Raw genomic sequence first — 13385 nt, 5'->3', positions numbered from 1 at the left:
GGCTTAAAGAAGGACAAGAACCTATGCGTAAGACAATTGCAGTATTGGCCCTGAGTCTGTTGGCCGCCCACGTGATGGCGGCGGTGTCGCCGGAAGAAGCCGCCAAGCTGGGCACCACCCTGACCCCGGTCGGTGCCGAAAAGGCCGGCAACGCCGACGGCTCGATCCCGGCCTGGACCGGCGGCATCCCGAAAAACGCCGGCGCGGTGGACAGCAAAGGTTTCCTTGCCGACCCATTCGCCAGCGAAAAACCGCTGTTCGTGATCACCGCCGCCACCGTCGACAAGTACAAAGACAAGCTCTCCGACGGCCAGGTGGCGATGTTCAAGCGCTACCCCGAGACCTACAAGATCCCGGTGTACCCCAGCCACCGTACGGTCAACCTGCCGGCGGATATCTACGAGTCGATCAAGCGCAGCGCGCTGAACGTCAAGGCGATCAATGACGGTAACGGCCTGGAAAACTTCACCGGCAACCGTTACTACGCATTCCCGATTCCGAAGAACGGCGTGGAGGTGCTGTGGAACCACATCACCCGTTACCACGGCGGTAACTTGCGCCGCATCATCACCCAGGCCACCCCGCAGACCAACGGCAGCTACACGCCGATCCGCTTCGAAGAAGAAGTGGCGGTGCCGCAAGCGATCCCGGATATCGATCAGGCCAAGGCGGCCAACGTGCTCAGCTATTTCAAGCAATCGGTCACCGCCCCTGCGCGCCTGGCGGGCAACGTGCTGTTGGTGCATGAAACCCTCGACCAAGTGAAGGAGCCACGCCTGGCCTGGATCTACAACGCCGGCCAACGCCGCGTGCGACGTGCGCCGCAAGTGTCCTACGACGGCCCGGGCACCGCCTCCGACGGCCTGCGCACCACCGACAACTTCGACATGTTCTCCGGCGCACCCGACCGCTATGACTGGAAGCTGGTGGGCAAAAAAGAGATGTACATCCCCTACAACAGCTACAAGCTCGACTCGCCCTCGCTCAAGTACGACGACATCATCAAGGCCGGGCACATCAACCAGGACCTGACCCGTTACGAACTGCACCGGGTGTGGGAAGTGGTCGGTACGGTCAAGCCCAGCGAGCGGCATATCTATGCCAAGCGCCACATGTACATCGACGAAGACAGCTGGCAAGTCGCGCTGGTGGATCACTACGACGGCCGCGGCCAACTGTGGCGGGTTGCCGAAGGCCATGCGCAGTTCTACTACGACCACCAGGTGCCGGCCTACACGGTGGAAACCCTGTATGACCTGATCGCCGGGCGCTACATCGCACTGGGCATGAAAAACGAGGAGAAAAGCAACTTCGTGTTCGGCTTCGCGGCCAAGGCGGCGGACTACACCCCGGCGGCCTTGCGGGCTGAGGGCGTGCGCTGATCCCGGATCGAAGTGGAGGCAAAATCTGGGAGGGGGCTTGCTGCCCCCTCCCACACTGGTTTTGTACACATGGGGTTCTATGCATGGCCCTCAATCACCCCGCTGAATACTTCTTCAACAACCGCCCGCCTCAGGACTAGGGTACGCATCACGTTGCATAACAATAAAAACGCAGGATGCAGCAATGACTGCCATGACACGCTGCCTGGACCGTCCTGGATTCATGCCTCGGCTGTCCGCCCATCATCTGCTGCGCCCGCGCCTGGCCGAGCCGTTGCTGGCGGCGCAGGTACGGGTCAAGTTGTTGTGCGCTCCCGGCGGCAGCGGCAAGAGTGCCTTGCTCGCTGAATGCGCATTGCAGGCGCCGACGGGTTGCCAGGTGTATTGGCTGCCCCTCAATGGCGTGGCCCTCAGCCCGCTCGACCTGTGCCGACACCTGGCGCAGAACCTGGGCCTGACGTTTACCGATGAAGCCACCTTGTTGCTGGACCTCAGCCGTTGGCAGACCCCTGCCTGGCTGTTCCTCGATGATTTTGCCGCTTGCCCGCTCCTGCCACCGACGCCTTGCTCGATCGCCTACTCATTGCCAGCAGCCCGGCGCTGACCTGGTGGCTGGGCGCGCGACGGCGGCCGGCGTGTAACTGGCCGCGGCTGCTGCTCGACGATGAGCTGCTCGAATGTGGCGCCGAACTGGCGTTCAACCCGGCGGAAATCCAGCAACTGCTCAGCCATGCGCCGGGGCAGACGCTGGACAGTGTGTTGCAGTTCAGCGCCGGCTGGTGCGCCGGGGTGCGCATCGCCTTGCTGGGCGACGGCCATCCCGACAAAACCCTGCTCGATTACCTGCAACATGAACTCTTCAGCACCCTGCCGCCCGAACTGACGGAGGCCTGGCAGGTGCTGGCCCATCTGCCGCGTTTCAACATTGGCCTGTGCGAGCATCTGTTCGGCGCCGGTGATGGCGACCAGTATCTGCGCGATCTACAGGCCCTCGGTGCATTTATCCAGCCGTGGGAAGACAGCGACTGGCTGCAGGTTTTTCCGCCGCTGGCGCAGTTGATGCGCAACGCACCCTGGCCGGCCAAGCGCTCGTGGCACCGGCGCGCCTGCCAATGGTTCTGCGCCGAACAGGACTGGCAGGCCGCCTTCGAGCAGGCGCTGTTGGCCGAAGAATATGAAGTGGCGGTGAGCCTGTTGCAGCACTTCAGTTTCGAGGACCTGTTCCGCCAGCAAAACGCCGCGCTGCTGTTGCGTCTGCATGAACAGCACGGCGATGAATTGATGCTCGGTTCGGCGCAACTGGTGGGCCTGCTGACGGCGGCGCTGCTGTTCGCCGGGCGCTTCGATCAGGCGGCGGTGTGCATCGATCAGCTCGCGCGGTTTGCCCCGCAATCCACGGCGCCCCGCCAGCGACATTTGCTGGCGCGCTGGCAGGCGCAGTGGGGCTGGCTGTTGCACCTGGGCGGCGATGCCGAGGGTTCTCGCGGGCATTTTCTGGAAGCCCTGCAAGCCTTGCCCGACAGCGCCTGGACCTCGCGCCTGATGTGCCTGTCGGGGCTGACCCAGCAAGCCTTGCTGCGCGGTGAACTGGACGTGGCCCAGGGCCTGAACCGCGAGGCGTTGTGCCTGGCTCGCGCCCATGGCTCATTGTTGCTGGAGGCGCTGCTCGAGCTGGATCACGCCCAGTTGCTGGAACAGCGCGGCGCGCCTTACCGTGCGCAAAGCCTGCTGGAAGGGGTGCAGGCGATGTTGCTTAAACAGCGGCTCAGCGCGGGCCCGTTGGTTGGGCGTATCGCTCTGCGCCGTGGGCATCTGGCCCTGCGCCAGGGGCAGGATAGCCTGGCGGTGGAGTGTTTCGAGAGCGGCATGAAGATGTGCCTGCACAGCCAGGACAAACGCGTGCTCTACGGGTTTCTCGGCCTGGCGCTGGTGGCTGCCAATCATGGCGATTACGCCCAGGCATTTTTCCAGTTGCGCGAGGCCGAGCGGCTGATGCAGCAACGCCAGGTGCCGGACACGGTGTACCGCGCCGTGCTGTTGTTGGTCAGTGGGCACTTCTGGTTGCAGCAGGGCCGCGCCGAACTGACCGTGGAAGCGATGCGTCGCGTATTGCGCCACTTCCGTGGGCCCCAGGCCAAACAAGCGCCGCCGGCCACCCTGGAATTGATCCCGCGCCTCGAATACCTGCTGGTGTTGGCGGAGGTGAAGCTCGGTTGCGCCGAGCAACCGGTGGCGCGGCTCAGTGCCTTGCTGCAGGCGACTCATCAGCGCGGCATGCTCTGCCTGGAAACCGAACTGCACCTGGTGCTTGGGGAAGTCGCCTGGCACGTCGGCGAGCCCGCGTTGGCGCGTCGCTCGCTGCAAAACGGCTTGGAGTTGGCCGAGCGTTGCCAGGTGCAACAAGCGATCCGCGAGCTGCGACTACGCTCGCCGGGGTTGTTGAGTGAACTGGGCATGGAACCCCGCGCATGCACTTCGGGGGCAGTGGAAAACCCCTTGAGCCAGCGTGAGTTGGAGGTGTTGCAGTTGATCGCGTTGGGCAGTTCCAACCTGGAAATCGCCGACCGGCTGTTTATTTCCCTGCACACCGTCAAGACCCACGCGCGGCGTATCCACAGCAAGCTCGGGGTGGAGCGACGCACCCAAGCGGTGGCCAAGGCCAAGACGCTGGGCTTGATGGTTTAAATGAAGGCCTGGCGGTAATCGCCAGGCGCCGCGCCCATGGCCTGGCGGAAGCGATGGGTGAAGTGGCTGGCGCTGGAAAACCCGCACAGCAAGGCAATTTCACCCAGGGCCAGGGCGCCGCTGCGCAGCAGGTGTTGCGCGCGGCTGAGCCGGCGCGCCAGCAGGTACTGGTGGGGCGGCAGGCCGAAGCTTTGGCGGAACATCCGCGCGAAGTGGTAGTGCGACAGCGCACACAGCCCGGCCAGTTGCCCGAGGCTGATCGGCTCTTCCAGGTGTTGCTCGATGTAGTCCACCAATAGCCGTCGCTGGTATGCCGCCAAGCCACCTTTGAGGCGCAGGCCTTCGCGGCTGCCGACTTGGCTGAGCAAGGTGTGGCTGAGCATTTCATGGGCCAGGCTGCTGGTCAGCAAGCGTTCGGCGGGCTCGGCCCAGTTGAGGGCGATGAGCTGGTGGAAGCGCCGGGCCTGGCGGGCGTCTTCCAGGAAGGTGCTTTCGCGCAGCTCCAGCGCGCGCGGTTCGCGGTCGAGCAGGGTGACGCAACCCAGGGCAAATTGCTCCGCGCTGAAATACACATGGGCCAGGCGGATCTCACCGTTGATCACCCACGCCGACTGGTGCTCGGCCGGCAGGATGCACAACTTGTCGGGCCCACCCTTGGTGCCCGGTTGGTCACGCCGAAACGTGCCGGTGCCGCCGCCGATGTAACAGGACAAAGTGTGATGGCTGGGCGCCTGGTAATCCTGGGCGTCGTGGTGGTTGCTCCACAAGGCTGCGGACAAGCCGTCACCGAGCTCGGCGCAGGCTTCAAGGCGTGCGTTGGGCGAGCGGTTAAGGGCTTGAAAGACTTGCAGGGATTCCAGGTCTGGCATGGTGAGTGTTCTCCGACGCTTTGCATCCTACTCCGCGAAGCCTGCGCTGTGATCCGGGCGCCCGACAAAAGCGCAAGATTGTGCAAGAACGGTGTACGGGTTCAAGGCGACACTGTGGCTCAACCGATGGAGCCCGCTATGAACCTTTCTCTGTATCTACTCACCGTGCTGATCTGGGGTACCACCTGGATCGCACTCAAATGGCAGTTGGGCGTGGTGGCGATTCCGGTGTCCATCGTCTATCGCTTCGGCCTCGCGGCGCTGGTGCTGTTTGTGTTGTTGCTGCTCAGCCGCAAGTTGCAGGTGATGAACCGACGCGGGCACCTGATCTGCCTGGCCCAGGGCCTGTGCCTGTTCTGCATCAATTTCATGTGCTTCCTGACCGCCAGCCAATGGATCCCCAGCGGCCTGGTGGCGGTGGTATTTTCCACGGCCACGTTGTGGAACGCCCTCAACGCCCGTGTGTTCTTCGGCCAGCGCGTGGCGCGCAATGTATTGATGGGCGGCGGTCTCGGCCTGGCGGGCCTGGGTTTGCTGTTCTGGCCGGAACTGGTGGGGCATACCGCCAGCCCGCAGACCTTGCTCGGCCTCGGCTTGGCGTTGCTGGGTACGATGTGCTTCTCGGCGGGCAATATGTTGTCGAGCCTGCAACAGAAGGCCGGGCTCAAGCCGTTGACGACCAATGCCTGGGGCATGGCCTATGGCGCCGCGATGCTGGCGACCTATTGCGCGGTAAGCGGGATCCGTTTGAGATGGACTGGAGCGCACGCTATATCGGTGCCTTGTGGTACCTGGTGATTCCCGGGTCGGTGATCGGCTTTACCGCCTACCTCACCTTGGTGGGGCGCATGGGGCCGGAGCGGGCGGCGTATTGCACGGTGCTGTTTCCGGTGGTGGCGCTGAATGTGTCGGCGTTTGTCGAGGGCTACCAGTGGACCGCGCCGGCGTTGGCGGGGTTGGTGCTGGTGATGGTGGGGAATGTGTTGGTGTTTCGTAAGCCGAAGTCTGCCAGCCCGGCCTTCCAGGCGAAGACCGTCTAATGTGGGAGGGGACTTGCCTCCGATGGCAGTGTGTCAGCCAGACCGCTATAGCGGGGCAAGCCCTCTCCCACATTTCCTGCATTTCATACATTTGATCCAGTTGTGTGGTTATTTGAGGCCAAGGCGCTTGGCCATGCGGCCCAGGTTGGCGCGGTCCAGGCCCAGTTCGCGGGCGGCGCCGGCCCAGTTGTGCTGGTGGCGTTCGAGGCAGGCGTTGATCACCTGGCGCTGGTAGTGCTCGGTGGCCTGGCGCAGATCGCCGGTTATCGGCGCCACTGGGCTGGGCGCGTCAGCGACCGGTGCGCCGACATCAGGCAAGTCCAGGTCCTGGGCGCTCAGGCTGAGAATCTTCGGACGTTCGCGACAGTTGCCCAGGGCTTTCAACGCGCTGCGTCCGATCAGATGCTCCAGTTCGCGCACATTGCCTGGCCAGTTATAGGCCAACAGTGCCGCCTGGGCGTCGCTGCCCAGGCGCAGGCTGCCCAGGCCCATGCGTGAGCGGTTCTGCTCCAGGAAGAAACCCGCCAGCAGCAATACATCACGTCCGCGCTCGCGCAGCGCGGGCACTTGCAACGGGTACACGCTGAGGCGGTGGTAGAAATCGGCGCGGTAGCGGCCGTTGCGCACTTCATCGGCGAGGTCGCGGTTGGTGGCGGCGATCAGGCGCACATCCACCTGGTGCTCCTTGTCCGACCCCAGGCGCTGCAACTGGCCGCTTTGCAGTACCCGCAGCAGCTTGGCTTGCACGGCCAGCGACAGTTCGCCCACTTCATCCAGGAACAACGTGCCGCCATTGGCCAGTTCGAACTTGCCCCGGCGCTCGTTCAACGCGCCGGTAAAGGCGCCGCGGACGTGGCCGAACAGCTCGCTTTCCACCAGGGTTTCCGGCAGGGCTGCGCAGTTGAGGCTGATCAGCGGTTTGTCCGCACGGGTTGATGCCGCGTGAATGGCCTGGGCCACGAGCTCCTTGCCCACTCCGGTTTCGCCGGTGATCAGCACGGTCAGGTCGCTGCCGCCCACCAGTTTGATTTCCTCGACCAGGCGTTTATGAGCCTTGCTTTGGCCGATCATCTCGTTGTGTTGCTGGCCGCTGGCCTGACGGTAGATCTCGGCGCGCTGGTGTTCGTCTTCGGCACGCAGGGCCAGGCGTTCGATGCGTTCGGCGACGTTGACGGTGGCGGCGGCGAGGCTGGCGAAGGCTTGCAGGGCGTCGAGCTCAACCCGTTCGAAACGTTCGGTGTCGAGGGCGTCCAGGGTCAGAAGGCCCCAGGGGTGGTCGTCGACAAACAACGGGCAGCCCATGCAGTCGTGGACTTCAAGGTGCCCGTGCAGGCCATCGACCAGGCCGTCGTAAGGGTCGGGCAGTTCGCTGTCGCTGTCGAAACGTGTCGGGCCGGGGCTGCTCAGCAGCACGCCGAAGCGCGGGTGTTCGCTGACCTTGAAGCGCCGGCCGAGGGTGTCGGCGCTCAAGCCGTCCACCGCCAACGGTACCAGCCATTCGCCATCCAGGCGCAGCAAGGCGGCGGCATCGCAGGGCAGCAGGGCGCGCATGGCTTGCAGCAGGCGGCGGTAGCGCTCGCCTTCGGGCAGGTCGCGGGACAGGTCGGCGACCAGGGGCAGCAGGGTGGTGAGCAGCGACTGTGCGGTCATAATGACTCCTCGTAGTCCTTATGACTATAAAGTGTGGGAAGTCATACTGACTACATATAATTTAAGCTATTGAAAAATAACGGTTTATTAGTTGGCATGAATGCTGACTAGGTAAAGGCAGTCAGTAAAGAAGCCCAGGAGGCTCCCATGCTTAGTGCCCAAGACCGTGCCATCGTCAAATCCACCGTGCCTCTGCTGGAAAGCGGCGGTGAGGCGCTGATTACCCATTTTTACCGCATGATGCTCGCCGAATACCCTGAGGTGCGTCCGCTGTTCAACCAGGCTCACCAAGCCAGCGGCGACCAGCCTCGCGCCCTGGCCAACGGCGTGTTGATGTATGCGCGGCATATCGACCAGCTTGACCAACTCGGCGACCTGGTGGCGAAGATCATCAACAAGCACGTGGCGTTGCAGATATTGCCCGAGCATTACCCGATCGTGGGGGCGTGCTTGCTGCGTGCGATATCCGAGGTGCTGGGCAGCGAGATTGCCACCCCCGAGGTGATGAATGCCTGGGGCGCCGCCTATGGGCAACTGGCGGATATTTTGATTGGCGCCGAGGCGGCGATCTATGACGAGAAAGCCCATGCGGTGGGTGGCTGGCGCGGTGCGCGATCGTTTACCGTGGTCCAGCGCGTGCAAGAGAGTGGTGAGATCACCTCCTTTTATTTCGCCCCGGTGGACAACGGCCCGATCCTCAAGGCCGCGCCCGGCCAATACATCGGCATGAAGCTGGTGCTCGACGGCGAAGAAGTGCGCCGCAACTATTCCCTGTCGGCCTTGAGCGATGCCGGCCAGTACCGCATCAGCGTCAAGCGCGAAGTGGGTGGGCGGGTGTCCAATTACCTGCACGATCAGTTGCAGGTCGGCGCGACGATCGAGCTGTTCCCGCCAGCGGGCGAGTTCACCCTGGCAGACAGCGACAGGCCACTGGTACTGATCAGCGGCGGCGTCGGCATCACCCCAACCTTGCCGATGCTCGAAGCGGCCCTGGCCACCCAGCGCCCGGTGCACTTTATTCATTGCGCGCGTAATGGCGGGGTGCATGCGTTCCGCGAGTGGGTGGATGCACTGGCGGCCAAGCATCCACAGCTCAAGCGCTTCTATTGCTATGCCGAGGATGACGGGGTGAGCGCGGCGGCGGATAAGGTCGGGCTGCTGAGCCAGGAGCAACTGGCCGAGTGGCTGCCCGAGCAGCGGGATGTGGACGCCTACTTCCTGGGGCCTAAAGGCTTCATGGCGGCGATCAAGCGCCACCTCAAGGCGTTGGGCGTGCCGGAGAAACAGAGCCGCTACGAGTTCTTTGGCCCGGCGGCTGCCCTGGAATAGATTTTTCGAAACAACACTGTTCAAAGTGTGGGAGGGGGCTTGCCCCCCTCCCACATTTGCTTCTCTATTCCTCCAAATTAATCCGCTGTTAACCCCCTTCTGTTTTAACCACTCCCTGTGTGTAAACTTGCGCCCATAGGCACAACCAAACTAAGGAATACGGGGATGAGTGACGAATTGCGTTTAGGCAGGGAGCGGCGCTTTCTGGTGTTGCTGGGCATTATCTGCCTGGCGCTGATCGGCGGGGCGTTGTACATGCAGGTGGTGCTGGGCGAGGCGCCATGCCCGCTGTGTATCCTGCAGCGTTATGCCTTGTTGTTGATCGCGCTTTTCGCGTTCATTGGCGCAGCCATGCGCACCAAGGGTGCGCTGACCTTTTTCGAAGGGCTGGTGGTGCTCAGCGCCCTCGGGGGCGTGGCGGCGGCCGGGCATCATGTGTACACCCAGTTTTTCCCACAGGTGAGCTGCGGCGTCGATGTGCTGCAACCGATTGTCGATGACCTGCCGCTGGCCAAGGTCTTCCCGCTGGGCTTCCAGGTCGATGGTTTTGCAGCACACCGTATCCGCCGGTGCTGGGCTTGTCGCTGGCGCAATGGGCGCTGGTGGCGTTCGTGCTCACGGTGGTCCTGGTGCCGCTGGGCATCTATCGCAATCGCCAGCGCAAGGCCTGACCCATTCGCTCAAACGCCCCGGTCCCTCTACAAAGAAGGCCGGGGCGTTTTTGCATGTGCGGGTTTTGTGAACAGAGCGTGACGCCGGACAATTTTGGGTGCGCGCAGTGTGCGACATGTTGTCACACGGAAGCGGGCGCAGGACGTTTCCACGCCGCCGAACCGCACTTTAAATTTGCAAAAAACAGCCGGGGTGTGCTGTCAGTTTGCAGCTTGGACAATGCCGCCAACCTCACGCCGCACGCGTGTTTGCGTGATGTCTGAATGCCTTGTTTTCTGGGGGCTTGCATAGGTTTTACCTGCCCTTACAAGGCGTATGGGGTGTGGCGGTTTGCCCTATAACACGGCAATTTTTGTGGTTTTTGTTGAGAATCGAACGCGATAAGATCGCGAACCTTTGCGATATTGGTGAAGGATTATTGCTGCTTTCGATAAAAATTATTTCTTTATAAGACATGGTTTATACATCGCCAGCTAACTACAATCGCCCGCACTGAATGTCCGGTGCTGTTCAATATTTGAGCATTGGAGCGGTCGAGGGGGCAGATGGATGGCTCTGTGCGACCCCAGGTTCCGGCAGCCTTTCAACTATCCGCACCAAAGGGAATTGGTCTGTAACAAGGCCTTTAACCACGAAATCGAATAAGAACTCACCGCAGGTCCGTGCAACGTACATGTGTGACGTGACGGGCAGGCTCTTATTCAATCGAAGAGAAATGCCAACCCTTGGCAGGGTGAAGTGTTGGCGATCAAAACCCAACTGCATTGCGCAAGCTGCTTTAGAGGTCGTGAGATGAGTAAAAACAGGTACCCCCGATTACTAGGCTTTTTGCCGCTGCTTGGCATGTTCTTAATGCTGGGAGGCTGCAAGTGGACCTTGCTCGACCCAAAAGGACAGGTCGGCCTGGATGAACGAAACCTGATCATCACCGCCACCCTGCTGATGCTGCTGGTCGTGGTCCCTGTGATCATCATGACCTTCGCCTTCGCCTGGAAATACCGCGCGTCCAACACCAGCGCCACCTACGCGCCGAAGTGGTCGCACTCCACCAAGATTGAAATCGCGGTGTGGCTGGTTCCGATCCTCATCATCATTGCCCTGGGTTATGTGACCTACAAGTCGACCCACGCACTGGACCCGTACCGTCCGCTGGAATCCGACGTCAAGCCGATCAACATCGAAGTGGTCGCGCTGGACTGGAAGTGGCTGTTCATCTACCCGGACCTGGGTATCGCCACGGTTAACCAGATCCGCTTCCCGGAGCACACTCCGCTGAACTTCAAGATCACCTCCGACGCTGTGATGAACTCGTTCTTCATCCCTGCCCTGGGCGGTCAGATCTACGCGATGGCAGGCATGCAGACCAAGCTGCACCTGATCGCCAACCAGAAAGCTGAAATGGAAGGCATCTCCGCCAACTACAGCGGCGCTGGCTTCACCGGCATGAAATTCAAAGCGATCTCGACGAGCCAGGAAGACTTCAACGCCTGGGTAGCCGAAGTCAAGGCCGCACCTAAACAGCTTGATCAAGCTGAATACGACGCCCTGACCAAACCAAGCCAGAACAACCCAGTCGCCCTGTACTCCGCGTACGAGCCGAACCTGTTTCAGAAAATCGTCGACAAGTACGAAGGCATGAAACCAGGCAAACCGGTCAAGCACGAGAAGAAAGAAGTGGCCGCGGTTGAAGGTTCTGACACGGGCGCGCATTCAACTGCTGGGGCAGAGGAGTAAACGATGTTTGGTAAATTAAGTTGGGATGCGGTCCCGTTCCACGAGCCGATTGTGATGATTACCATCGCCATGATCGCGCTGGGTGGTCTGGCACTGTTTGCAGGTATCACCTACTTCAAGAAGTGGACCTACCTGTGGACCGAGTGGCTGACTTCGGTCGACCACAAGAAAATTGGCGTGATGTACATCATCGTTGCCATGGTCATGCTGCTGCGCGGCTTTGCCGACGCCATCATGATGCGTACCCAGTTGGCCATGGCCACCGAGGGTTCGCCTGGCTACCTGCCGCCTGAACACTATGACCAGATCTTCACCGCTCACGGTGTGATCATGATCATCTTCATGGCGATGCCTTTCTTCACCGGCCTGATGAACCTTGCGGTGCCGCTGCAGATCGGTGCGCGTGACGTTGCCTACCCGTTCCTGAACTCCCTGAGCTTCTGGCTGCTGGTTTCCGGTGTTGTGCTGATCAACGTGTCCCTGGGCGTCGGCGAATTCGCCAAGACCGGTTGGGTTGCGTATCCGCCGTTGTCGGGCATTCAGTACAGCCCTGGCGTGGGTGTGGACTACTACATCTGGGCGCTACAGTTATCAGGGCTCGGGACGACGCTGACGGGGGTCAACTTCCTGGCCACCGTGCTGAAGATGCGCGCCCCTGGCATGAAACTGATGGACATGCCGATCTTCACCTGGACCTGCACCTGGGCAAACGTGCTGATCGTGGCTTCGTTCCCGATCCTGGCCGCTACCATGGCGCTGCTGTCGCTTGACCGTTACCTGGATTTCCACATTTTCACCAATGAACTTGGTGGCAATCCGATGATGTACGTGAACCTGTTCTGGGCATGGGGTCACCCTGAGGTGTACATCCTGATCCTGCCGGCGTTCGGTATCTTCTCCGAAGTGATCTCGACCTTTACCGGCAAGCGCCTGTTCGGTCACCACTCGATGGTCTACGCCTCGGGCGCGATCTCCGTACTGGGCTTCATGGTCTGGCTGCACCACTTCTTCACCATGGGTTCGGGGGCCAGCGTCAACGCCTTCTTCGGCCTGGCGACGATGCTGATTTCCATCCCGACGGGGGTGAAGCTATTCAACTGGCTGTTCACCATCTATCACGGTCGTCTGCGCATGACCAGCCAGGTCCTGTGGACTCTGGGCTTCATGGTGACCTTCGCCATCGGCGGCATGACCGGCGTACTGCTGGCCATTCCGGGCGCTGACTTCGTGCTGCACAACAGCCTGTTCGTGATCGCGCACTTCCACAACGTGATCATCGGTGGTGCGGTATTCGGTTACATTGCCGGCTTCAGCTTCTACTTCCCGAAAGCGTTCGGCTTCAAGCTGCACGAAGGTTGGGGCAAGGCTGCGTTCTGGTTCTGGATCTCGGGCTTCTTCGTCGCGTTCATGCCGCTCTATGCACTGGGCTTCATGGGCATGACCCGTCGTCTGAACGCCACCACCAACCCTGAGTGGGTGCCGTACCTGTACGTCGCCATGTTCGGTGCGGTGATGATCGCTGTGGGCATCGCCTGCCAGCTGATCCAGCTGTATGTCAGCGTGCGTGATCGCAAGCAGAACATGTGCGAATCCGGCGACCCGTGGAATGGCCACACCCTGGAATGGTCGACCTCGTCGCCACCGCCGTTCTACAACTTCGCCGTGATCCCGACTGCGAACACCATCGATGCGTTCACCGAAGCCAAGGAAGACGGTACTGCGTACCAGCAACCCAAGCACTACGAACCGATCCACATGCCAAGCAACACCGCCACTGGCGTGGTGATGGGTGCGCTGTTGACCGTGTTCGGTTTCGCGATGATCTGGCACATCTGGTGGCTGGCAATCGTGAGCCTGGTGGGCACCATCGGCTACTTCATTGTCCACGCAGCACGTGATGATCAAGGCTACATGGTGCCGGTCGAGACAATCGAGCGCATCGAAGCCGAGCAGCACGCTCGCCTGGTAGCCGAGAAGAAAATCCCGGCCAACCGTGTTGAAACCTCGTTGGAACAGGCTTAAAC

The 13385-nt window shown here is 61.4% G+C and carries 6 protein-coding genes and 3 pseudogenes; 7 read left to right on the top strand and 2 right to left on the bottom strand.

Annotated elements, in window-relative coordinates:
• Positions 1–23: 23 nt before the first annotated feature.
• Positions 24–1382, top strand: coding sequence for a DUF1329 domain-containing protein (locus tag AB4O25_RS13840; RefSeq protein WP_460149667.1), 1359 nt, complete (start codon positions 24–26; stop codon positions 1380–1382).
• A gap of 184 nt (positions 1383–1566) precedes the next feature.
• Positions 1567–4067 (top strand): annotated as a pseudogene (locus tag AB4O25_RS13835) (LuxR C-terminal-related transcriptional regulator).
• On the opposite strand, the gene AB4O25_RS13830 reads toward AB4O25_RS13835, so the two are convergent.
• Positions 4064–4936, bottom strand: coding sequence for a helix-turn-helix domain-containing protein (locus tag AB4O25_RS13830; RefSeq protein ID WP_137220421.1), 873 nt, complete (start codon positions 4934–4936; stop codon positions 4064–4066). The pseudogene AB4O25_RS13835 and the gene AB4O25_RS13830 sit on opposite strands and share 4 nt — an antisense overlap.
• Positions 4937–5074: 138 nt before the next feature.
• Here AB4O25_RS13830 and AB4O25_RS13825 point away from each other — a divergent pair.
• Positions 5075–5976 (top strand): annotated as a pseudogene (locus tag AB4O25_RS13825) (DMT family transporter).
• 108 nt (positions 5977–6084) lie between these two features.
• On the opposite strand, the gene norR reads toward AB4O25_RS13825, so the two are convergent.
• Positions 6085–7626 carry a nitric oxide reductase transcriptional regulator NorR gene (norR, locus tag AB4O25_RS13820; RefSeq protein ID WP_017531101.1) on the bottom strand — a complete coding sequence of 514 codons (1542 nt, stop codon included), beginning with the start codon at positions 7624–7626 and terminating at the stop codon, positions 6085–6087.
• Between the two features lie 147 nt (positions 7627–7773).
• Between norR and hmpA the strand changes: the two genes are divergently transcribed.
• The 4 genes and pseudogenes from hmpA (at position 7774) to cyoB (ending at position 13383) form a co-directional block, all read left to right on the top strand.
• Complete coding sequence (gene hmpA / locus AB4O25_RS13815; RefSeq protein ID WP_017531100.1) at positions 7774–8955, top strand: NO-inducible flavohemoprotein; 1182 nt, start codon at positions 7774–7776, stop codon at positions 8953–8955.
• Positions 8956–9120: 165 nt separating this feature from the next.
• Positions 9121–9626 (top strand): annotated as a pseudogene (locus AB4O25_RS13810) (disulfide bond formation protein B).
• Positions 9627–10419: 793 nt separating this feature from the next.
• Positions 10420–11361, top strand: a complete 942-nt coding sequence (gene cyoA, locus AB4O25_RS13805) for a ubiquinol oxidase subunit II (protein WP_026067513.1) — start codon at positions 10420–10422, stop codon at positions 11359–11361.
• 3 nt (positions 11362–11364) lie between these two features.
• Positions 11365–13383: a cytochrome o ubiquinol oxidase subunit I gene (cyoB, locus tag AB4O25_RS13800; RefSeq protein WP_003176005.1), complete on the top strand. Its 2019-nt coding sequence runs from the start codon at positions 11365–11367 to the stop codon at positions 13381–13383.
• Positions 13384–13385: the final 2 nt, after the last annotated feature.

The organism is Pseudomonas sp. S3_A03 (assembly GCF_054668275.1).
Note: the sequence above shows the minus strand (reverse complement) of the source record. Positions and strands in the feature narration are given on the sequence as shown.